Below are 21,708 nucleotides of genomic sequence, written 5' to 3'. Positions count from 1 at the left end.
CAGCAGCCGGAATCTTCCCGCGATCACCGGACCTCCTCGTGCTGGGCGATGGTCAGAGCCACCTCGGCGGGCTCCTCCTCGGCCGGGGACACCGTGTGGTCCTCGGGCGGCAGCGGCAGCGGGCTGCCCGTGAGCTCCTCGCCGGCGCGGCGCGGCAGCGTCAGCCGGAAGCACGAGCCCCGGTCCGGTTCGCCCCACGCGTCGAGCGCGCCGCCGTGCAGCCGGGCGTCCTCCTGGCTGATCGCCAGGCCCAGGCCGGTGCCACCGGTCCGCCGGTTGCGGGACGGGTCGGCACGCCAGAACCGGTTGAAGACCAGCTCGGCCTCGCCCGCACGGAGGCCCACGCCGTAGTCGCGGACCGTGATGGCGACGGCGTCGTCGTCCGCCGCGACCCGGAGCCGCACCGGCCTGCCCTCGCCGTGGTCGACGGCGTTGGCGAGCAGGTTGCGCAGGATCCGCTCGACGCGCCGGGCGTCCACCTCGGCGGTGACCTCCTCGTCCGGCAGGTCGAGCTCGACCGGACTGCCCGCCGTGCCGGCCAGGACGCTCACCTGCTCGACCGCCCGCCGGGCGATGGGCCGGACGTCGATGACCTCGGCCGCCAGCTCCTCCACCCCGGCGTCGAGCCTGCTGATCTCCAGCAGGTCGCCGAGCAGCGTCTCGAACCGGTCGAGCTCGTCCACCAGCAGCTCGGTGGAGCGGGCCAGGCCGGCGGGGAACTGCTCGCGCGAGGCGTGCAGCACGTCGGCGGCCATCCGGACGGTGGTCAGCGGGGTGCGCAGCTCGTGGGAGACGTCGGAGGTGAACCGGCGTTGCAGCTGGCCGAACTCCTCCAGCTGCTGGATCTGCCGCTGGATGCTCGCGGCCATCTCGTTGTAGGACACGGCGAGCTTGGCGAGGTCGTCCTCGCCGTCGACCTCGAGCCGCCGGTCCAGCTCGCCGTGGGCGAACCGCTCGGCGACGGCCGCCGCGCGCCGCACCGGGTTGACCACCTGCCGCACGACGATGTTCGTGATGCCGGCCAGCAGTGCGAGCAGGGCGAAGCTGCCCACGATGAGCGTGTTCTGCACCGTGGCCACCGTGTTCTGCTCGGTGGCGAGCGGGAAGAGCAGGTAGAGCTGCAGCGGCCGGGTCGTGGTGGTCACGGGCGCGCCGACGATCAGATAGGTCGACCCGTCGACGGTGTGGATCTGTTTGGCCTGCGAGTTGTTCTCGACGAAGTTGCGCAGGCCCCGCGGCACCTTGTCGTAGGGGCCCGCCGAAATGGCGTGCTCGGACGACTCGGCCGGATCGCCCGCGGCCAGCACCGGCTCGAACGCGCCGGCAGCCGAGCTCTCGGCGCCCTGCGTGGCCACCGAGCTGCTGGTGATCTTCTTGATCGCGTTGGACAGGCGGTTGCGCAGCGCCTCGTCCTGCCCCGCGTCACCGACGAGTTCGCTCTCCGCCGTCCGCACGACGACGTCGAGCTGGGCGATCGCCGCCCGCTCCTTGGTGTCCACGAGCCGCTCGGTGATCTGGTTCTGCAGCACCATGCCGAGCACGAAGACCACGGCCGACGACATCGCGAGGGTCGAGACGGTGACCCGGAACTGCAGCGAGTGCCGCCACAGCTCACCGAACCCGGCGGCCTTGCGGCGGCCGTACGCCGCGACCCGGCGGGCCAGCGCCAGCGCTGACCAGCCGAACCTGGTCAGCCGATCGTTCATGGCTCGATTATGGTGGGCCGGCCTTGTACCCCACACCGCGCACGGTCAACACGACCTCCGGGTGCTCCGGGTCCTTCTCCACCTTGGACCGCAGCCGCTGCACGTGGACGTTCACCAGCCGCGTGTCGGCCGCGTGCCGGTAGCCCCACACCTGCTCCAGCAGCACCTCGCGCGTGAACACCTGGCGCGGCTTGCGGGCCAGCGCGACGAGGAGGTCGAACTCCAGCGGCGTCAGCGGGATGGCCTTGCCCTCCCTGGTGACCTCGTGACCGGGCACGTCGATGGTCAGGTCACCGATCGAGAGCGTCTCCGCGGGCTCGGACTCGGTGCGGCGCAGGCGGGCCCGGACGCGCGCGACGAGCTCCTTCGGCTTGAACGGCTTGACCACGTAGTCGTCGGCGCCGGATTCCAGACCGAGCACGATGTCGACCGTGTCGCTCTTCGCGGTCAGCATGACGATCGGGATGCCGGACTCGGCGCGGATGGCCTTGCAGACGTCGATCCCGTTCATGCCCGGCAGCATCAGATCGAGCAGCACCAGGTCGGGCTTGAGCTCTCTGAGCGCGGGCAGCGCTCGCGACCCGTCGGCCACGACGGCGGTGTCGAACCCCTCGCCGCGCAGCACGATGGTCAGCATCTCCGCCAGAGCGGGGTCGTCGTCGACGACCAGCACACGTGCCTTCATGACCAACATATTCGCACTGTCTGTCCGGTTCGCGCGCGCGACCCGGTGTTTCCGCGTCCGACCCTAGCCCGGTTGGACCATGGCCGCCTCCTGGTGCAACCGCTTGCGCAGGCGGAGGAACGGGCGCGGACTGTCCATCGCGAACACTCCGGTGAGCGTGCCGGCGCGGCGATAGACCGCGACGAACCGCCGCTCGTCCGGATCGCCCTCGACGATCTCGAGCTCGTCGTGTCCCTCGGCCGTGCCCGCGAACTGCAGCCGGATTCCGTACTGATCGGACCAGAAGTAGCCGGGCCGGGTGTGGTGCCGGACGGTCGCGCCCGCGAGGAGGTTGTGCACGGCCACAACCGGTTGTTCACTCGCCGTCGTCCAATGTTCACTGCGCGTGCCTGCGCACCGGGCCACGTCGCCGACCGCGACGACGCGCGGGTTGGTGGTCACGCAGCCCGCGTCACAGCGCACGCCGTCGTCGACGGCGAGACCGGAACCCGCGAGCCACGCCGTGGCGGGCCGGGCGCCGATGCCGGCCACCACCACGTCGGCGGGCAGCCGGGTGCCGTCGGTCAGTTCGACGCCGGTGGCCCGGCCTCCGGTCACGGTCACCGACACCATCGGCGTGCCGGTGAGCAGCCGCACGGCGTTGTCGGCGTGCAGCGCGGCGGCCACCGCACCGATCCGGTCGCCGAGCACGCCGGACAGCGGCACCCGCGCCGCCTCGACCACCGTCACCACACAGCCGAGCGCGGCCGCCGCCGAGGCGACCTCCGCCCCGATGAATCCGGCGCCGACCACGACCACACGCGACCCCGCGGTGAGGTCCCGGCGCAGCACGACGGCGTCGTCGAGCGTGCGGAGCGTGTGCACACCTGCCGGATTCCCTTGCGGCGTCACGGATCTCGCGACCGCGCCCGTCGCCACCACCACGCCGTCGGTCGCGATCTCGGTGCCATCGGACAGCACGACCGCGCCCGCGCCCGGGTCCAGCCGGACGGCCCGTGTCCCGAGGTACCAGCGCGCCCGAAGCTCCAGCAGTTCATCGGCGCCGGCGAGTTCGCACCCGGCCGCCGTGGTGGTGCCGAGGAGGAAGTCCTTGGACAGCGGAGGCCGGTCGTAGGGCCGGTGCGGTTCCTCGCCGACGAGCACCAGCTCACCGTCGTAACCCTGCGCGCGCAGCTCCTGGGCCGCGCGCAGGCCCGCCAGGGACGTGCCGACGACCGTGACCGTCCTCATGCGACACCCTCACTGACACCGGTGTCCACATAGATCACTCCGCCGCTGACGACGACGGGGTAGGTCCGCACCGCCGTCTTGGCGGGAAGACACAGGGGCACGCCCGTCCGCAGATCGAACGACGCCGCGTGCAACGGGCACTCGACCGTGCACCCTTCCACCCAGCCGTCGGCGAGCGAGGCGTCCTGGTGCGTGCACGTGTCGTCGACGGCGTAGTAGGCGCCGTCGACGTGGAAAACGGCGATCGGCACGTGCGCGAGGATGCGGATCGCTTCACCGTCCGGGAGATCTGCGACGTCGCAGGCTCGGATCATTCACGACCTCCGATTCGACTTTGTCGGAGATGTTGCGTAATGCGCGATGGACATCGCTATGCGCAACACTCCGCGCCCACTAGGGTCCCCGTCAAGGAATTCACACGGTTATTACCGGCCTCGGTCCCCCGGACGGCGGAGCGGGCTTGGGAAGGAGCGTTAGTGTTGCGCTATGCGGAACTCCGACGACGCCCAGGGTGCCGCCAGCCCGATCCAGTCCGTGGATCGGGCGATCAGTGTGCTGGAGCTGCTCGCCCGACACGGAGAGGCCGGCATCACCGAGATCGCCGACGAGCTGGGAGTCCACAAGTCGACCGCGTCCAGACTCCTCTCCGCGCTCGAGGTGCGAAACCTCGTCGAGCAGCTCACCGAACGCGGCAAGTACGCGATCGGTTTCGGCATCGTCCGGCTGGCGGGCGCGGCGACCGCCCGGATGGACCTGGCCAAGCTCGGCAACCAGACGTGTCAGTCGCTGGCCGACTCCATCGGGGAGACAGTCAACATCGCGGTCGCCGACGGCGGGCTCGCGATCAACATCAGCCAGGCCGTCGGCACGGCGTCGATCACCGCGCAGAACTGGACCGGCCGGCGCACCCCGCTGCACGCCACGTCGAGCGGCAAGGTGCTGCTGGCCTACATGGATCCCGACGAGCGACGCCGGGTGCTTCCGGACAAGCTCGAGGAGTTCACTCCCAGGACCACCACCGATCCCGATGAGCTGGCCGCCGAGCTCGAGCGCATCGCCGCCGACGGTTACGCCGCATGCTTCGAGGAGTTCGAGCTCGGGCTGCACGCCGTGGCGGTGCCGATCCACGGCGACCGCGGCGACGTGATCGCCGCGATGAGCGCGTCGGGCCCGTCCTACCGGTTGTCGCGGCAGCGCATCCGCCAGCTCGTCCGTCCGATGACGGAGGCCGCAGCCGAGCTTTCCGGTCAACTGGGCCATTTTCCGGCCTGACGACCGGGCCGGACGGCGCAGCAGCACCACGTTCGACCCACGCCGGTAACGGCGCGTTCACCAGGGCAAAAAAGCCTCTTGACACGGCTCTCCCGCGTGCCGCACCGTGTTGCTGAGAACGAAACTCGTTCCTTAATTCGCAACACTCCACAGACATTCCCCCGCTCCCGCCGAGGGCCCTCTCGCGCGCGTGCGGCCGTTTGTCCTCAGTGGACGATCATGTTCGCTCCGAGCAGGAGGTCCGCGATGGTCACCAATCCCCGAGTGGTCATCATCGGCGCAGGCATCGTCGGCTGCGCACTCGCCGACGAACTCACCGCACGCGGCTGGACCGAGATCACCGTCCTGGAACAGGGCGATCTCTTCACCACCGGTGGTTCGACTTCGCACGCCCCCGGGCTCGTCTTCCAGACGACCGGCAGCAAGACCATGACCGAGTTCGCCACCTACACGGTGGGTAAGTACAGCGGCCTGACACTGGACGGCAAGTGGTGCTTCCAGCCGCTCGGCGGCCTGGAGATCGCCACGAAGCCCGAGCGGTGGGCGGATCTGCAGCGCAGGCACGGCTGGGCGACGTCCTGGGGCGTCCGCAGCTACCTGCGCACACCCGAGCAGTGTGCCCAGCTGCACCCGCTGCTCGACCCGGCCCGGGTGCTCGGCGGGTTCCACATTCCCGGCGACGGACTCGCGAAACCCGTGCGTGCCGCCGAGGCGCAGGCCCGCGCCGCGATGGCCCGGGGAGCCCGGTTCGTCGCCCACCAGAAGGTCACCGCGATCGAACGGTCCGGCGGGCGCGTCACCGCGGTCGCCACCGAGACCGACCGCTTCCGCGCCGACCTCGTCGTGTCGTGCGCGGGCATGTGGGGCCCGCTCCTAGGCCGGCTCGTCGACCTGGTGATCCCGATGGTGCCGATGGCGCACCAGTACGCACGCACGAGCGCGCTGCCGGAGCTCACCGGGCGCAACGACGAACTCACCGAGGCCGGGCTGCCGATCCTGCGGCACCAGGAGGCCGACCTGTACTTCCGCGAACACGTCGACCGGCTCGGCATCGGCGCGTACGGGCACCGGCCCATGCCCGTCGACCCGGCAGACATCGCCGACCCGCGCGCGGCGGCGCACATGCCCTCCGAGCTGGTGTTCACGCCGGAGGACTTCGAGCCGTCGTGGGCCGACGCCGTAGAGCTGCTGCCCGCGCTCGGCGACGCGAAGGTCGAGGAGGGCATCAACGGACTGTTCTCGTTCACGCCCGACGGTATGCCGCTGCTCGGCGAGCACCCCGACCTCGACGGCTTCTGGGTCGCCGAGGCCGTGTGGATCACGCACTCGGCGGGCGTGGCCAGGGCGATGGCCGAGTGGATGGTCGACGGCCAGCCGCGGCAGGACCTGCACGAGTGCGACCTCAACCGGTTCGACGACGTCCAGCTCGGGCCCGGCTACGTGCACGAGCGCAGCTGCCGCAGCTTCGCCGAGGTCTACGACATCGTGCATCCGCGCCAACCCGTGGAACACCCGCGGCCGTTGCGGACGAGCCCGTTCTACGAGCGGCAGGCCGAGCTGGGCGCGTACTTCACCGAGGCGAACGGCTGGGAACGGCCGCAGTGGTACGAGGCCAACGCCGGCCTGCCGGAGGTCGAGCACGTGCCCGCGCGGGGCGACTGGGCGGCGCGGTACTGGTCCCCGATCGCCGGCGCCGAGGCAATGGTCGCGCGGTCGCGGGTGGCGATGTTCGACATGACGCCGCTACGCCGCGTCGAGGTCACCGGGCCGAACGCGCTGGCGTTCCTGCAGGCGCTCACCACCAACCAGCTCGACCGGAAACCGGGCAGCGTCAGCTACACCCTGCTCCTCGGCGAGGACGGGGGCATCCGCAGCGACCTGACGGTCGCCCGGCTCGGCCCCGAACGTTTCCAGGTTGGGCTCAACAGCACGGTGGACGTGGACTGGTTGCGAAGGCACCTGCCCGGCGACGGCTCGGTCGGGCTGCGCGACGTCACCGCGGGAACGTGCTGCATCGGGCTGTGGGGGCCGCGGGCCCGTGCGCTGCTGCAGCCGCTCACCGGCACCGATCTCTCCAACGACGGGTTGCGCTATTTCCGGGCCACCACCACACACGTCGGGCACGTCCCGGTCACCGCGCTGCGACTGTCCTATGTGGGCGAACTCGGCTGGGAGCTCTACACGAGCGCCGACCTCGGGCGCGCACTGTGGGACACGCTGTGGGAAGCCGGGCAGGCACACGGCGTGATCGCCGCCGGGCGCGAGGCGTTCACCAGCATGCGGCTGGAGAAGGGCTACCGCGCCTGGGGTGTCGACATGACGACCGAGCACGACCCGTACGAGGCCGGGATCGGCTTCGCCGTCCGCATGGACAAGGGCTACTTCATCGGCCGGGACGCGCTCGCCGGCCGGTCGGCCGAGACGGTCACGCGGTCGCTGACGTGCCTGACCATCCGCGATCCGGAGGCCGTCGTGCTCGGCAGCGAGCCCGTGTACGCCGACGGCAGGCCCGCCGGCTACGTCACCAGCGCGGGCTTCGGCTACACCACCGGCCTCAACATCGCCTACGCGTGGCTGCCCTCGGAGGTGGCCGGAGCGGGGCGCGAGGTCGAGATCGAGTACTTCGGACAGCGGCTGCCCGCGGCGGTGGCGAAGGAGCCGCTGTTCGATCCCGCGATGGCCCGGCTGCGGGCGTAGGGGGTTCGGCGTGACGGCATACGACACGATCGTCATCGGCCTCGGCGGCATGGGCAGCGCCGCGGCGTACCGGCTGGCCCGGCGCGGGCAACGAGTGCTCGGGCTCGAGCAGTACACCCCCGCGCACGACGGGGGCTCGAGCCACGGCGGCTCCCGCATCACGCGCCAGGCCTACTTCGAGGACCCGGCGTACGTGCCGCTGTTGCGGCGCGCGCACGAGTTGTGGCCGCAGATCGAGGCGGACTCCGGGATCGCGATCTTCACGCGGACCGGTGGACTGATGGTCGGCGGACCGGACAGCCGCACGGTGGCCGGCAGCATCCGCAGTGCCGAGACGTGGGGCCTGCCGCACGAGATTCTCGACGCCACCGAGGTCGCCCGCCGCTTCCCGACCATGCGCCCGGCGGCCGGCGAGATCGGCCTGTACGAGCCGGGAGCGGGGTTCGTCGTGCCCGAGGCCAGCGTCACCGCCCACCTCCGGCTGGCCGAGCGCGCCGGCGCGGAATTGCACTTCTCGGAGCCCGTGCTCGACTGGCGGGCCACCTCCGGCGGCGTCCGCGTGCGCACCGGCCGGGGCGAGTACACGGCGGGCACGCTCGTCGTCTGCCCGGGTGCGTGGGCGCCGCGGTTGCTCGCCGACCTCGGCGTGCCGTTCACCGTGGAACGGCAGGTGCAGTACTGGTTCACGCCGAGCGGGTCGCTGGAGCCGTTCCGGCCCGGCCGGCATCCCGTCTACATCTGGGAGGACGCGTCGGGCACCCAGTTCTACGGCTTCCCCGCCGTGGACGGCACCGTCAAGGTCGCGTTCTTCCGCGGCGGCGAGACGTGCACGCCGGAGACCATCGACCGCACCGTGCACCCGGCCGAGATCGACCGGATGGCGGCCTTCGCGGGCGCCCGGATCCCCGAGTTGCCGGGCGAGTTCCGGCGTGCCGCCACCTGCATGTACACCAACACGCCCGACGAGCACTTCGTCATCGCCCGCCACCCGGCCTACGACGACGTCGTCGTCGCGTGCGGCTTTTCCGGGCACGGGTTCAAGTTCGTCCCCGTCGTTGGCGAGATCCTCGCCGACCTGGCCGTCGACGGCGGGACCCGGCACCCGATCGCCCTGTTCGACCCCGCCCGGCTGCGCAGTCCCCAAGGAGTGGCATGACCGCCAGTCTCATCTCCACGCTTCCCGGCCGCTACTACACCGACGCCGCCATCTTCGCGCGGGAACAGCAAACCGTGTTCGAGGCGATGTGGATCTGCGCCGTGCGCTCGGCCGAACTGGCCCGGCCCGGCGACTTCCGCACCGTCCGGATCGGACGGGAGAGCCTGCTTGTCGCCCGCGGCCGGGACGGTGCACTGCGGGCATTCCTCAACGTGTGCCGGCATCGGGGCGCGCGCCTGTGCACGAGCGAGAGCGGTTCGGTGAAGCGCTCGTTCCAGTGTCCGTACCACGCCTGGACGTACGGACTGGACGGCAAGCTCGTCGCCGCGCCCAACCTGACGAACATGCCCGACGTCGACCGCACCGAGTACGGCCTGGCGGCGGTACACCTGCGCGAGTGGCTCGGGTACGCGTGGGTGTGCCTCGCCGACGACCCACCGTCCTTTGCGGACACGGTGACCGGCGCGGTGACCGAGCGGCTCGGTGATCCCGGCGTCGTCGACGCCTACCACGTCGAGGATCTGGCCCTGGGCAAGCGGATCGGCTACGACGTGCGCGCCAACTGGAAGCTGATCGTCGAGAACTTCATGGAGTGCTACCACTGCGCCACCATCCATCCCGAGCTCACCGAGGTGCTCCCGGAGTTCGCCGAGGGCTATGCCGCGCAGTACTTCGTCGGCCACGGCGCCGAGTTCGGCGAGGAGGTACGTGGGTTCACAGTGGACGGAGGCGAGGGATTCGGCAGGCTCTCCGGGATCACGCCGGAACAGGACCGGCGCTACTACGCGGTCACCGTGCGCCCGCAGGTCTTCCTCAACCTCGTGCCCGACCACGTCATCATGCACCGCATGTTCCCGCTCGCGCCCGACCGCACGCTCGTCGAGTGCGACTGGCTGTACTCGCCGGACGTCGTCGCGCGGGGACTCGACATCTCCCACTCGGTCGAGCTGTTCCACCGCGTGAACGAACAGGACTTCGCCGCGTGCGAGCGATGCCAGCCCACGATGGGTTCCCGTGCCTACGCAGCGGGCGGTGTGCTCGTGCCCGTCGAGCACCACATCGGACAGTTCCACGACTGGCTGCTCAAGCTGGTCCCGGACTGATCGCGCGCGCGAGCGCTCGTAGCCGGTGCTCGATCTCCTCCGGAGCGTCCAGTGTGAACTCGGCACCCAGCGCGGCGATCGCGGCGATGTAGTGCACCACGAGCTCGGCGGAGTCCGCACTGAGCCGCGCATGACACCGGTCCGGTCCCGCGGGGGTGAGCTCACCCGGAACGCGGGTCGGCAGCCGGGACCGCACCTCGGACTCCGGCAAGCCGATGGTCAGGCGGGCCGTGTAGCGATAGGACGCGGAGTCGAAGGAGTCGCGAAGGTAGGTGGCGGGATCCGCGGCGGGCAGCGGCCGCCGCCTGAACGGACGACGGGTGGCCAGCAGCCCTTCCATCCGGTCGACCCGGAACGTGCGCCAGCCGTCGCGTTCCGGGTCGTAGGCGACGAGGTACCACCGGCCGCGCACGGTCACCAGGTGGTGCGGCTCGACCCGGCGCTCGCCCGGGTCGGCGCGGCGGCCCGTGTAGTGGAACGACACGAGCTCCGAGTCCCTGCTCGCGGCCGCCAGCAACGCCAACCTCGCCGGGTCGACCGGAGGCGCGTCGTGGTGGGGCACCGCCGCCGCGACGCTGCCCACGGCCGCCAGCCGTGGCCGAAGCCGGGCGGGCAGCACCTGCTGCAGCTTCGCCAACGCCCGCATCGAGCTCTCCTCGATCCCGGCCACGTTCCCACCCGCCGCGGTCGCCAGCGCGACCGCGACGGCCACGGCCTCTTCGTCGTCGAGCAGCAGCGGTGGCAGGTTGCGACCGGCCCCGAGCCGGTAGCCGCCCGCGGTGCCGGTGGTGCTGTGCACGGGGTAGTCGAGCGCGCGCAGCCGCTCCACGTCCCGGCGCAGCGTGCGAGTGGTGATGCCGAGCCGCTCGGCCAGCTCGGTGCCGGACCACTCCCGCCGGCTCTGCAGCAACGCCAGGAGCCGCAGCAGCCGGCCCGGCATCTCCTTGCGAACGGACGTTTCGACCACCGATCAAGAATGCCATCGCTTGCGGACAGGATGCGTCCGCAACGGCTCCTACGGTTTGCGTCCATGACCGCTCAACCACACACCACAGGACCGATCCACCGTCCCGGAGAACCGGCCTACGACGACGAACGCACCGGCTACCAACGCCTGGTGAACCACCGGCCCGCCCTGGTGGTCGCCGCGGCATCGGCCGAGGACGTGCGCGCCGCCGTCACGTTCGCGGCCGCGCGGGGCGAGCGCGTCGCCGTGCAGGCGGGCGGGCACGGCGTGAACCGTCCGCTCACCGGCGGCGTGCTGATCAGCACACGGCGGATGGCGGGCGTGCGAGTCGACCCGCGCAGCCGGACCGCGCGTGTCGAGGCGGGCGCGACGTGGCAGCACGTCATCGACGCCGCCGCCGAGCACGGGCTGGCCCCGCTGTCCGGCAGCGCGCCGGGCGTCGGCGCCGTGCCCTACACGCTGGGCGGCGGCGTCGGCCTGCTCGGCCGGCGCTACGGCTTCGCCGCCGACCACGTGCACCGCCTCGACCTGGTGACCGCAGACGGCCGGTCACTGCGGGTGACGCCGGAGCACGAGCCCGACCTGTTCTGGGCGCTGCGCGGTGGCGGCGGCAACTTCGGCGTCGTGACCGCGATGGAGATCGAGCTGGTGCCGGTGAGCCACGTCTACGGCGGTAGCCTCTACTTCGACCTCGCGCGGGTCCCGGAGGTGCCCGACGCCTGGCGCCGCTGGACGGCGACGGTGCCGGACGAGCTCACCTCGGCCGTGTCGATGTTGCCGTTCCCGGACCTGCCGATGGTGCCGAAGGCATTGCGCGGCAGGCACGTCGCGCAGGTCCAGGTCTGCTATGCCGGACCCGCCGACGCCGGTGAACGTCTCGTGCGACCGCTGCGCGAGCTCGGTCCCGTCCTCCGCGACACGCTGCGCCTGCTGCCCTTCACCGAGTCGGGGTCGGTGTTCGACGAACCGGACACACCACACGCCTACCGCTCCGACGGGCGGCTGCTCCGCACACTCGACCCGCAGGCTCTCGAGTCGCTCGTCAAGCTGGCCGGCCCCTCGGCTCCGGTCATGTGCGTGGCGGGGTTGCGCCACCTCGGTGGTGCGTTCGCCAGACAACCCCGGCACGCCAACGCCATCGGGCACCGCGACGCCGCCTACGCCGTGTCCGTGCTGTCACCCGTCGGGGACGGTTCGGCGGGTTCGGCGGGCTCGGCGGCCGAGGACAGGGTACGCGCGGTCCACGCCGACGCGATCGCGCCGTTCGCCCGGCACGCCATCGGCCGGATGCTCAACTTCAGCTTCGGCGCGCTCGACGAGGACGGGGTGCGCTCGGCGTACCGGCCTGAGGACTACCACAGGCTCACCGCGCTGCGCGACCGGTACGACCCGGATCGCATGTTCCTGCCGAACCATCCCATCGGCGAGGAGGTCGGGTAGAGGCTCGGGCAGAGCTCTCGCAGGGCGGGCTGGCGAGTGGCCGAGAGGTCGGGCGGAAGCCGACCTCGTGGCCGGAAGCTTGGTGCGCCGAGCGGGCGGGGATCGACGGGACGACCGACCGACGTTCGGGGCGGGATCCGGCGAGGAAGCCGGGCGATCGGCAGGGGCTGGGGTGGGACGGCCAGCGCTCGGGTTGGGTGTCCGCCAGGAACCCGGCTCAGGAGCCGAGCAGCCGCGTCGCGAGTGCTCCGGCGTCGACGTGGTCGGCGCCGTCCACGACGTGCCACGGCGAAAGCCAGCCGGCCGCGGCCAGCTCGTCGTACACGGCGGCGCAGCGCGCCTGCAGCCCGTCGTCGGACTCGAAGGCGTCCATGCGACGGGCGGCGTCGGACCGCGCCCGGCTCTGGGCCCGGGCCGCGGCGAGGTCCGGCGCGACGCGCAACAGCACCTGCGCATCGGGCACCGGCAGGCCGAACCGGTCGATCTCCAGCGCGCGCACCCACTCCACCACCGCGCTGTCGGCGCCCTGGTGGAGCCGGGCCGCCTGGTAGGCGGCATTGGACGCGACGTAGCGATCGAGCAGCACCACGTCGTGCGTGCCCAACTCGGTGCGGATGTGACCCGCGGCGTCGCGCCGGTCGAGCGCGTACAGCAACGCCATGCCGTACACGGATTGGCCGAGATCACCGTGCTCGCCGTGGAGCGCCTCCCGCACGAGGTCGGCGTGGATGCTCTCGCCGTACCTCGGGAACCCCAGCGCCGCCACGCTCGCGCCCGCGTCGTGCAGTGCCTTCGTCAGCGCGTCGGTCAGCGTCCGCTTGCCCGCGCCGTCAAGGCCCTCGATGACCACCAAACGACCCACGCGACTCACCCTAACCGCACGGCCGCGGGCACCTGCGCACACGCGGACGCATGGCGGCGAGGCCGCGTCTGCGGTCGACGTCGCCGTGTGCGCGGCTCCGGTAGCCGTGTCTGCCGTTTCCGTCACCGTGTGCGCCGTTCGCGTCGCCGTGTCTGCCGTCCGCGTCGCCGTGTCGGCCGTTCGCGTCGTCGTGTCTGTCGTTCCCGTCACCGTGTGCGCCGTTCGCGTCGTGTGCGCCGTTTGCGTCGGGCGGGGTGCCGTTGTGGTGGTTGCCGGAGTCGCGTTGGTGGGTGGGTTTCAAGCACGCCTTCGGCGCGCCGTGGGAAACTGCCGCTCCACACATCACCTCTCATTGGCTGTTTGCTAGCGGCAGTTCCCCACGGAACGGGTTTCGTGGTCACGTTCCGTTGTTTGCGGCTCACCCATATGATTCGGTATTTCGCGGTAGAATCGTTGGTATGGGGGAAAGTTCTATCGAGTGCCTGGTCGAGCTGGAGCGGGAGATTGCTCGGCTGCAGGCGTTGCAGGTGCGGGCTTTGGCGAGTATTCGGCGGCGCGGGACGATGCTGCGGATGTGGCGTCGGAAGTGGCGCTGGCATTGGCGATTTCGGAGAATGCGGCCCGGATCAAAATAGGGTTGGCGCGGGATTTGGTGACCCGGCTTCCGGAAACGTTGGGTGCGTTGTCCCGGGGTGACATTGATTTGTACAAAGCCTCGAAAGTGTCGGAGCCGACCTCGGTGTTGTCCGATGACATGGCCCGCGAGGTCGATGCGGCGGTGGCGGATCGGTTGGCCGGGCGGGATGCTTCGTCGATTCGGCGGATGGTGAACCGGACCGTGCACAAGATCGATCCGGAGGGTGCCGCGGCGCGGGCGGAGGCACGGCGGCGGGAACGCCGGGTCGAGCTGCGACACGCCGACGACGCGATGGCCACGTTGACCGCCGAGCTGCCCGCCGAGGTCGCCTCCGCCGCGTATGCCCGGATCGATCGGTGTGCCCGCGCGCTGCGAAAGGCGGGTGATGAGCGGACGATGGATCAGTTGCGGGCGGACGTGTTCGCCGATCTCCTGCTCAGCGGGCCGTCCGGCGAGGCATCGGTGCGGGCGGAGGTCTTCGTGCACATCGACTTCACAACGTTGACCGGGCTCTCCAACGATCCCGCCGACCTCGCCGGCCATGGACCCCTCCCAGCACCGATCGCGCGGGCCATCGCCTTCGACCCCAACTCCACCTGGCGACGGATCATCACCGACCCCCACACCGGGGCGCCTGTCGATGTCGGCCGCACCCGCTACCGGCCGCCCGCCGTCACCGCCGACCACGTGAAGGTCCGCGACCGGGAATGCCGGTTCCCCACCTGCCACCGACCCGCCCACGACACCGACCTCGACCACGTCATCCCCCGCCAGCGTTCCGGCGACACCAACACCGCCAACCTCATCGGCCTCTGCCGACGCCACCACCGCACCAAACACACCCCCCGCTGGCACTTCCACCTCACCGACACCGGCCAACTCCACATCACCACCCCCACCGGCCACACCTACCCGACGCCCTGACGCCGAACACGGCTGGCCGGAACCACGCCTAATCAGCGCGCCAACCGAGGCGTGCGCCGAAGGACGCAGCGCCCAACAGGCACCGCCCGACGACACGCGCGAGGTGCTCGTCGACCCCATGGGCAAGTTGGGCGTCGAGACCTACCTGGAGGAGATGCGGGCGCTGCTCGCATGCGACACGCACCACGATGCGCCCGTTGCGGCCTGGTCGAGCGTGCCCGGTCGCATAGGGCACGGGTGTCGCGGCGAGCGGAAACCTGTGGCCGCGCCACCAGCCACCCGCCAACCGCGCGGCGGCGCAAGAACATGGCACGGCGCACCTCGCCGGTCGCAGCCCCTCCGTAGCGCAAAGCACGCACGACCTCAGCCTGCGCACGACCTCAGGAGCGTCCGGTGTCGCCGGACCTCACCCGCTGGACCTCACCGGAGCGCGCATTCGCGGGCACATGGCCTCACGAGGACACATCACCCGAGCACGCCCTCACGAGCACACGTCCCCGGCGCGCGCCTCCCCGCAGCAGCCCCCGGCCAAAACACCCTCAATACCGATAGTGCTCGGACTTGAACGGGCCCTCGACGTCGACGTCGATGTACTCGGCCTGCTCCTTGGTCAGCGGGGTCAGCTCACCGCCGAGCGCCTCGACGTGAATCCGCGCCACCTTCTCGTCCAGCTTCTTCGGCAGCCGGTAGACCTCGTTGTCGTACTCCTCGTGCTTGGTGAACAACTCGATCTGCGCGATCACCTGGTTGGAGAAGCTGGTCGACATCACGAACGAGGGGTGCCCGGTGGCGTTACCGAGATTGAGCAACCTGCCCTCGCTCAGCACGATGATCGAGTGCCCCCGCGAACCTTCACCCCGGGCACCATCCTCGCGCGAGCCGGAGCCGTCCCCCGGACCGTCGGCGGGAAAGATCCACTCGTCGACCTGCGGCTTGATGTTGATTCGCGTGATGCCCGGGTACCGCGCGAGCCCCGCCATGTCGAGCTCGTTGTCGAAGTGGCCGATGTTGCCCAGGATCGCCTGGTGCTTCATCCGGGCCATGTGCTCGACCGTCACCACGTCCTTGTTGCCGGTCGTCGTGATGACGATGTCCGCTTCGGACAGCACGGACTCGAGCCGCTTCACCGGGTACCCGTCCATGGCCGCCTGCAGCGCGCAGATCGGGTCGATCTCGGTCACCACGACGCGCGCGCCTTGCCCCCGCAACGCCTCGGCCGCGCCCTTGCCCACGTCGCCGTAACCGCACACGACGGCGACCTTGCCGCCGATCAACACGTCGGTGCCGCGGTTGAGGCCGTCGATCAGGGAATGCCGGATTCCGTAGCGATTGTCAAATTTGGACTTGGTGACCGAGTCGTTGACGTTGATGGCCGGAAACAACAGCTGCCCCTGTGCGGCGAGCTGATAGAGGCGCAGCACGCCGGTGGTCGTCTCCTCGGTGACGCCGACGACGCCGCCGCCGATCTTGGTCCACTTCCCGGAGTCGGCAGCCAGCGACCGGCGCATCCGCTCCAGGAAGACCTTCCACTCGTCGGGGTCGTTGTCGTCGGCGGGCGGCACCACGCCGGCCTTCTCGTACTCGACACCCTTGTGGACCATCAGCGTCGCGTCGCCACCGTCGTCGAGGATCATGTTCGGACCCTCACCGTCCCAGGTGAGCATCCGCTCGGTGCACCACCAGTAGTCCTCGAGCGTCTCCCCCTTCCACGCGAACACGGGCACACCCTTCGGCTCCTCCGGCGTCCCGTACGGGCCCACCACGACGGCCGCGGCCGCGTGGTCCTGGGTGGAGAAGATGTTGCACGACGCCCACCGGACCTCCGCGCCGAGAGCCACCAGCGTCTCGATCAGCACAGCCGTCTGGACCGTCATGTGCAGCGAGCCCGACACCCGGGCTCCGCGCAGCGGGTACACCCCGGCGTACTCCCGCCGCAACGCCATGAGCCCGGGCATCTCGTGCTCGGCCAGCCGGATCTCGTTGCGACCGAACTCCGCCAGCCCCAGGTCCGCCACCGCGAACTCGACGCCACCCAGGGTCTGGTGCCGCGAACCAACGCTTTCAGGGGACATGTTCTCCACAACCCTTCGGACTCGCTGGGCCGCCAACCGGCCGGGCCGACGTCTGCCCATTACCGTGGTCTCTTCCGTCCATCATCCGCCCGAAGTCCAGCTAGGAGGCGTCCAAGTGCCCCTCCCCGGCCCAGACACCCGGGTCGTCGAGCTGCGCGTCCCGGGCCTCATCGGGACGAGCGGCGAGTCGTTGCTCGACTCCGTCGGCACGGTCGACGTGGCAGGCGACGGCGTCGGCAGGATCGTCCGGCCGTCCGATCGGCTGCGCAGACCCGCCCCGGGGCCGGTGCTGCAGGCGCTCGGCAGGTCGATGCCGCGCACGCTGGAGGGCTACCTGTGGAGCCGGATGACCTCGGGCGGCGCCGCGAAAGCCACCTGGGCGCTGCTGTTCCCGTTCTCGCTGGCCAACGTGGCGCATTGGATGCTGCCGCCGGTGCCGCCGGGCAACCAGGTCGCCGCCGCCCTCGGCGCGGTGTGCCGGGGTTTGCTGCGGATCGCGGCCGTGCTGCTGACGATGCTGCTGATCAGCCAGCTCGCTGTGGTGACCCTCGACCTTTTCGCCGCCCAGTGCCTCGCCCCGGGCGCCGCATGCCTGCCCTCGGCGCCGTCGTGGGTGCGCGACGTCCCGGGCATCCGCATGACGGTCGGCGTGCTCCCGCTGCTGCTCACCGTGCTGGTCCTGTACCGCGTGTCCCGGGCGACGTGGCACGTCGACGCCCCGGAGCACCCTTCGCAGGCCGACGGCACGCTGCCGGGTGACGAGCTCGTCGACGGTGCCGACACCCCGGTGCTGCGCTGCCTGCACACGGTGGCCGCGCTCGGGGTGGTGGCGTTGTTGCTGCTCGGTGGCCCGATCGGCATCCCGGAGCAGCCGGTGGAGGCCGGGCTGTGGATCGCCACGGTCACGCTGCTGGGCGCCACCCTCCTGGCCGCGGCGGCCGGTGCGCGCCGGCTGGTCCCGCATGTCGTGCGGAGCGTGCTGGTCACGCTCGCCGCCGGGCTGGCCGTGGCCGCCGCCATGGTGGCGGCGCCGCTGCCCGCCACGCTGGCGGGCACCGACGGCACCGTCGAGGTCATCGGCGCCTTCCTGCTGGCCGCGTGTGTGCTGTTCGGACTGCTGCTCGTGCCCGCCGCACTGCTCGCCAGATCGGAGTGGGCGAGCCTGCCCCGGCGGCTCCGGCCGTGGGCGGGCGGCTGGGCGGCGGCGCCCGCGCTCGCGCTCGCGGGCCTGCTCGGCGGTGGCTTCGGCGCGGGGCTGGCGGTGGCGCTGCGCAGGCTCGTCGGCACCGGGCGACTCCGGCTGCCGGAGGGCTACACGCTCATCACGATGCTGTGGGGCGGCGCCCTCGCCGTGGCCGCACTGCTGGCCGTGGCCGGTGCCTGCGGAGCCGCGCTGCGCCGGGTACGCCGCGGCGTTCCGGAGGTCGTGCGCCTCATGGAGACCCGGCCCGACGACGAGCAGGTGGCCGCCGCGGCGTGGGCCCGGGCCGCCTGGGAGCGCAAGTACCTGCATCGGTTCGTGCTCGCGCTCGTCGTCGCACTCGGGCTGGGCACGGCCGCGCTGCTGACCGTCCGGTTCGGCCTCGGCTCGGTGCCGGACTGGCTGAACCCGCTCTCCGGAGTGGGTGTGGTGGCGCTCGGCGCCCTCGCCGCGGCGCTGCTCCGAGCCGTGTACACAGCGGCCACCGGCCCGGAACGCAGCCGCCACCTGGGCGCGTTCACCGACCTCGTGTGCTTCTGGCCGAGAGCGGCGCACCCGGCCGTGCCGCCGTCGTACGCGCTGAAGGTGGTGCCGGAGCTCGCGCAGCGGGCACGCACGCACCTCGAGGAGCCCAACACCCGCGTCGTGCTGGCCGGCTACCACGTCGGCGGCCTGCTCGCCGTGCTCGCGGCGGCCCGGCTCGCCGCCGACCTGCCCGAGGAAGACCGGGAACGCGTCGGCGTCCTCACCGCGGGCGCACCGCTGCAGTGGGGTTACCAGCGCGCCTTCCCCGCCGTGTTCCCGCACCACTCCCTCGCCCGCCTCTACGGCCTGCTCGGCGGTCGGTGGCGCGGACTCTGCCGGGGCACGGACACCTTCGGCGGCGGGGCCACGACCTGGCGGCACCAGGTCGCGCACGGCAAGCTCCTCGGCGTCGGCTACCTGCCCGACGGCGGTGTCGGCGCCCTCGAACCGGCCGTGCAGGGCCCCACCGGCGTGCTCGTGCTGGGCGGCGACCACTGGCTGCCCGATCCGATGCGCGAACCGCTCAACGGCAGGCGCTGGACGGCGGGTGTGCGGCGGCATGCCGACTACGTGGGCGATCCCGAGTGGGACCGCGCCGTCGCGATGGCCGCCGGGCTCGAGGGCCCGGACCTGTCGGCGGGGCTCGCCGAGCAGGTGCCGCTGTTCGGCGACATCCTCGGCAAGCCCCGCTGCGCGAACTGACGCGTCAGGCCTGACCGCGGCGTGCCCGTGCGAGCAGCACCAGCGCACCACCACCGGCGAGCAGCGCGACGCCCGCCACCAGCAGCCAGCCACCGCCGAACCCGGTGGAGGCCAGGTCGTCGGACTCGCCGGCAGGCGAGACGGGCGCCTCGGTGGTCGTCGTGGCCACGGCCCCGCCGGCCTCGCTCGACGTCGTGGTCACCGGCGTCGTGCTGGACTCCCCGGTCGTCGACGCCGCGGGCACGGTCGTCGTCGTAGTGGGCTGCGGCGGGGTGCTGATGGTGGGCTCGGACGGCTCGGTGGTGGTCGTGGTCGGCTCCGTGGTGGTCGGCGGGGTCACCTCCCCGCAGACGAACCAGTGGCTGATCGTCGGGATCTGGCCGCCCCCGTTGAGCGGGGAGCGCAACTTCTTCCACACCGGCTGCTCGGGCAGCCCACGCTCACCGGGAACGTAGATGTTGGCATCCGGCCCGCCCTTGACGACGATGCCGGTCACCGTGACGCCCTCGGTCACCGAGGTGATCGCCAGGTGCTTCTGCTGGTCGCTCAGTGCGTAGTCGAAGTCGGTGTCGCCCTTGAGCTGCACGCCGTCGAGGCCCGCGTCCGCGCACGTCGTCACGTTGCCCACGTGGATCTCGGCGCGCGGGTCCTCCCCGGCGCCGGTGGCAGCGGCGACGGCGACGGGGCCGGCGAGCAGGCCTCCGGTCACGGCGGCGACGAGGAACGTGCGCAGGCGGGCACGCGGCATCGAGGGCATGTGGTCACTCCAGGCGAGTCGGGGGGAAAGCTCGGGGAGGCCCGATCCGCCGTGCGGCACCGGGCCGCAGGCAAGCTACCCCCGTCCGAGTGACGACGGAGGTCTTCCGTCACACGAGTGATCACATCGAGGCGATTCGGTGATCAAGCAACGCGGAACCGCGTCCATATCGCAACACTGGCCAAACACAGAACCGGCGCCCACGGTGGTGGTCCCGCGGGCGCCGGTTCGGTGTCTGTTTCGGAGGGCCGGTCAGTCCGTCGTCGCGGCCGGGGCCTCCTTCTGCTCCCGGCCGAGCAGCGAGTTTCGCCTGCTGTAGGCGAAGTAGATGACCACCCCGAGCGCCATCCACACCAGGAAGCGCAGCCAGGTGAGCACCGTGAGGTTGAGCATCAGCCACAGGCACACGGCGATCGCCAGGATCGGGATCAGCGGCACGAACGGCACCCGGAACCCGCGCGGCAGGTCCGGCCGCTTCCGGCGCAGCACCATCACGCCCGCCGACACGAGCACGAACGCGAACAGCGTGCCGACGTTGACCATTTCCTCCAGCTGGCTCGCGTCGAAGAAGGTGGCCGCGACGGCGACGACGATGCCGACGAGAACGTTCACGCGCACCGGCGTGCCCCGGGAACCGGTCTTGGCGAGCGCGCGCGGCAGCAGGCCGTCCCGCGACATGGCGAACAGCACCCGCTGCTGGCCGAGCAGCAGCACCATCACCACGGTGATCAGACCGACGACGGCACCGATCGACACGATGTGCGCCGCCCAGTCGACGCCATTGTTGGCGAACGCCGTCGCCAGCGTCTTGCGTCCTGCAGGCTCGGCATCGGTCGCCAGGTCCGTGTAGGGCACCATGCCGGCGACCACGAGCGAGGTGGCCACGTAGAGCACGGTCACGATCGCGAGCGAGCCGAGGATGCCGCGCGGCACGTTACGCTGCGGGTTGCGCGTCTCCTCCGCGGTGGTGGCCACGATGTCGAAGCCGATGAACGCGAAGAACACCAGCGACGCACCGGCCAGCAGGCCGAACGCGCCGTAGACACTGCCCGAGCCGCCCGCCAGCACCGAGAACAGCGACTGCTCGACACCGCCGCCCGCGGCCTCGCCCTCGGCGGCAGGCGGCACGAACGGCGTGTAGTTGTCCGGGTTGATGTAGGCGATGCCCAGCACGATGACGAACAGGATGATCAGCACCTTGATCGTCGTGATCACGATGCTGACGCGCGCGGAGAGCTTGGTGCCCAGGGTGAGCAGCACTGCCAGCACGACCACCAGCAGCAACGAACCCCAGTCGAAGCTGACGCCGCCCAGGTCGAGCGTCGTGGCGACGCTCTCACCGAACACCGACACCAGCAGCTCTTCCAGATACACCGACCAGCCCTTCGCGACCGCCGCCGCGGCCACGGAGAACTCCAGGACGAGGTCCCAGCCGATGATCCACGCGATGAACTCGCCGAACGTGGCGTAGGAGAACGTGTACGCGCTCCCCGCGACGGGCACGGTCGAGGCGAACTCCGCGTAGCACAGCGCCGCGAGCGCACACGCCACACCGGCGAGCACGAACGCCACCGACACGGACGGCCCGGCCAGGTCACCGGCCGTGCGCGCGGTCAGCGTGAAGATGCCGGCACCGACCATCACGGTGACGCCGAAGACGGTCAGATCCCACGCGCTCAGATTCCGGCGCAGCCGCGTATCCGGCTCGTCGGTGTCCGCGATCGATCGTTCGACGGATTTCGTCCGCCAGATACCGGTACCGGCCACGATGC

General features: G+C 71.3%; 16 protein-coding genes. 7 read left to right on the top strand and 9 right to left on the bottom strand.

The genetic code is table 11. From position 1 onward, the window contains the following. Positions 1–23: 23 nt before the first annotated feature. The 4 genes from mtrB to ACFSZT_RS11155 all read right to left on the bottom strand — a co-directional run bounded on the left by mtrB (position 24) and on the right by ACFSZT_RS11155 (position 3,935). Positions 24–1,706 carry an MtrAB system histidine kinase MtrB gene (gene mtrB, locus ACFSZT_RS11170; protein ID WP_377384467.1) on the bottom strand — a complete coding sequence of 561 codons (1,683 nt, stop codon included), beginning with the start codon at positions 1,704–1,706 and terminating at the stop codon, positions 24–26. A gap of 7 nt (positions 1,707–1,713) precedes the next feature. Further along, positions 1,714–2,391, bottom strand: a complete 678-nt coding sequence (gene mtrA, locus ACFSZT_RS11165) for an MtrAB system response regulator MtrA (protein ID WP_377384465.1) — start codon at positions 2,389–2,391, stop codon at positions 1,714–1,716. Positions 2,392–2,454: 63 nt separating this feature from the next. Continuing rightward, entirely contained in the window at positions 2,455–3,621 is a 1,167-nt protein-coding gene (locus ACFSZT_RS11160; RefSeq protein ID WP_377384463.1) for an NAD(P)/FAD-dependent oxidoreductase, read from the bottom strand. Next, complete coding sequence (locus ACFSZT_RS11155; protein ID WP_377384461.1) at positions 3,618–3,935, bottom strand: bifunctional 3-phenylpropionate/cinnamic acid dioxygenase ferredoxin subunit; 318 nt, start codon at positions 3,933–3,935, stop codon at positions 3,618–3,620. The genes ACFSZT_RS11160 and ACFSZT_RS11155 overlap by 4 nt, the downstream gene beginning before the upstream one ends. Positions 3,936–4,107: 172 nt before the next feature. Here ACFSZT_RS11155 and ACFSZT_RS11150 point away from each other — a divergent pair, with 172 nt between their 5' ends. From ACFSZT_RS11150 to ACFSZT_RS11135, 4 genes are all read left to right on the top strand, one after another. Further along, entirely contained in the window at positions 4,108–4,893 is a 786-nt protein-coding gene (locus ACFSZT_RS11150) for an IclR family transcriptional regulator (protein ID WP_377384459.1), read from the top strand. 246 nt (positions 4,894–5,139) lie between these two features. Continuing rightward, positions 5,140–7,590, top strand: coding sequence for a GcvT family protein (locus tag ACFSZT_RS11145; protein ID WP_377384457.1), 2,451 nt, complete (start codon positions 5,140–5,142; stop codon positions 7,588–7,590). Between the two features lie 10 nt (positions 7,591–7,600). After that, on the top strand, positions 7,601–8,746 hold the full coding sequence (gene solA, locus ACFSZT_RS11140; RefSeq protein WP_377384455.1) for an N-methyl-L-tryptophan oxidase: 1,146 nt from the start codon (positions 7,601–7,603) through the stop codon (positions 8,744–8,746). After that, a complete protein-coding gene (locus ACFSZT_RS11135) occupies positions 8,743–9,849 on the top strand; it encodes an aromatic ring-hydroxylating oxygenase subunit alpha (protein WP_377384453.1) in 1,107 nt (368 codons plus the stop codon). Before solA ends, ACFSZT_RS11135 begins: the two co-directional genes overlap by 4 nt. Here the strand turns inward: ACFSZT_RS11135 and ACFSZT_RS11130 are convergent. Further along, the gene (locus ACFSZT_RS11130) at positions 9,830–10,789 is read right to left on the bottom strand and encodes a helix-turn-helix transcriptional regulator (protein ID WP_377384560.1); all 960 of its coding nucleotides are present in this window, start codon (positions 10,787–10,789) and stop codon (positions 9,830–9,832) included. The two genes, ACFSZT_RS11135 and ACFSZT_RS11130, sit on opposite strands and share 20 nt — an antisense overlap. A 90-nt stretch (positions 10,790–10,879) precedes the next feature. Here ACFSZT_RS11130 and ACFSZT_RS11125 point away from each other — a divergent pair, with 90 nt between their 5' ends. Further along, positions 10,880–12,256, top strand: a complete 1,377-nt coding sequence (locus ACFSZT_RS11125; protein WP_377384451.1) for an FAD-binding oxidoreductase — start codon at positions 10,880–10,882, stop codon at positions 12,254–12,256. Between the two features lie 217 nt (positions 12,257–12,473). Here ACFSZT_RS11125 and ACFSZT_RS11120 read toward each other — a convergent pair whose 3' ends face one another. Continuing rightward, positions 12,474–13,118, bottom strand: a complete 645-nt coding sequence (locus ACFSZT_RS11120; RefSeq protein ID WP_377384449.1) for a dTMP kinase — start codon at positions 13,116–13,118, stop codon at positions 12,474–12,476. Between the two features lie 574 nt (positions 13,119–13,692). On the opposite strand from ACFSZT_RS11120, the gene ACFSZT_RS11115 reads away from it, so the two are divergent. Next, positions 13,693–14,679 (top strand): HNH endonuclease, encoded by a 987-nt coding sequence (locus tag ACFSZT_RS11115; RefSeq protein ID WP_377478236.1) that lies wholly within the window; start codon positions 13,693–13,695, stop codon positions 14,677–14,679. 539 nt (positions 14,680–15,218) lie between these two features. Here the strand turns inward: ACFSZT_RS11115 and ACFSZT_RS11110 are convergent. Continuing rightward, entirely contained in the window at positions 15,219–16,751 is a 1,533-nt protein-coding gene (locus ACFSZT_RS11110) for an adenosylhomocysteinase (RefSeq protein ID WP_377384360.1), read from the bottom strand. A 115-nt stretch (positions 16,752–16,866) separates the two neighbouring features. Here ACFSZT_RS11110 and ACFSZT_RS11105 point away from each other — a divergent pair, with 115 nt between their 5' ends. Further along, on the top strand, positions 16,867–19,179 hold the full coding sequence (locus tag ACFSZT_RS11105) for a hypothetical protein (RefSeq protein WP_377384358.1): 2,313 nt from the start codon (positions 16,867–16,869) through the stop codon (positions 19,177–19,179). Positions 19,180–19,183: 4 nt separating this feature from the next. On the opposite strand, the gene ACFSZT_RS11100 is transcribed toward ACFSZT_RS11105, so the two are convergent. Both ACFSZT_RS11100 and ACFSZT_RS11095 read right to left on the bottom strand, forming a co-directional pair. Then, on the bottom strand, positions 19,184–19,936 hold the full coding sequence (locus ACFSZT_RS11100) for a hypothetical protein (protein ID WP_377384356.1): 753 nt from the start codon (positions 19,934–19,936) through the stop codon (positions 19,184–19,186). A 252-nt stretch (positions 19,937–20,188) separates the two neighbouring features. Beyond that, the gene (locus tag ACFSZT_RS11095; RefSeq protein ID WP_377384354.1) at positions 20,189–21,703 is read right to left on the bottom strand and encodes an amino acid permease; all 1,515 of its coding nucleotides are present in this window, start codon (positions 21,701–21,703) and stop codon (positions 20,189–20,191) included. Between the last annotated feature and the right edge of the window lie 5 nt (positions 21,704–21,708).

The sequence above is a fragment of the Prauserella oleivorans genome (assembly GCF_042685745.1).
Taxonomy (GTDB): domain Bacteria; phylum Actinomycetota; class Actinomycetes; order Mycobacteriales; family Pseudonocardiaceae; genus Prauserella_A; species Prauserella_A oleivorans.
Note: the sequence above shows the minus strand (reverse complement) of the source record. Positions and strands in the feature narration are given on the sequence as shown.

Coding starts and splice junctions, on each gene's coding strand:
- ACFSZT_RS11160 (WP_377384463.1), bottom strand. CDS start 3,621: ATGAGGACGGTCACGGTCGTCGGCACGTCCCTGGCGGGCCTGCGCGCG.
- ACFSZT_RS11145 (WP_377384457.1), top strand. CDS start 5,140: ATGGTCACCAATCCCCGAGTGGTCATCATCGGCGCAGGCATCGTCGGC.
- ACFSZT_RS11150 (WP_377384459.1), top strand. CDS start 4,108: ATGCGGAACTCCGACGACGCCCAGGGTGCCGCCAGCCCGATCCAGTCC.
- ACFSZT_RS11100 (WP_377384356.1), bottom strand. CDS start 19,936: ATGCCCTCGATGCCGCGTGCCCGCCTGCGCACGTTCCTCGTCGCCGCC.
- ACFSZT_RS11155 (WP_377384461.1), bottom strand. CDS start 3,935: ATGATCCGAGCCTGCGACGTCGCAGATCTCCCGGACGGTGAAGCGATC.
- mtrA (WP_377384465.1), bottom strand. CDS start 2,391: ATGAAGGCACGTGTGCTGGTCGTCGACGACGACCCCGCTCTGGCGGAG.
- ACFSZT_RS11110 (WP_377384360.1), bottom strand. CDS start 16,751: ATGTCCCCTGAAAGCGTTGGTTCGCGGCACCAGACCCTGGGTGGCGTC.
- ACFSZT_RS11125 (WP_377384451.1), top strand. CDS start 10,880: ATGACCGCTCAACCACACACCACAGGACCGATCCACCGTCCCGGAGAA.
- ACFSZT_RS11135 (WP_377384453.1), top strand. CDS start 8,743: ATGACCGCCAGTCTCATCTCCACGCTTCCCGGCCGCTACTACACCGAC.
- mtrB (WP_377384467.1), bottom strand. CDS start 1,706: ATGAACGATCGGCTGACCAGGTTCGGCTGGTCAGCGCTGGCGCTGGCC.
- ACFSZT_RS11130 (WP_377384560.1), bottom strand. CDS start 10,789: ATGCCGGGCCGGCTGCTGCGGCTCCTGGCGTTGCTGCAGAGCCGGCGG.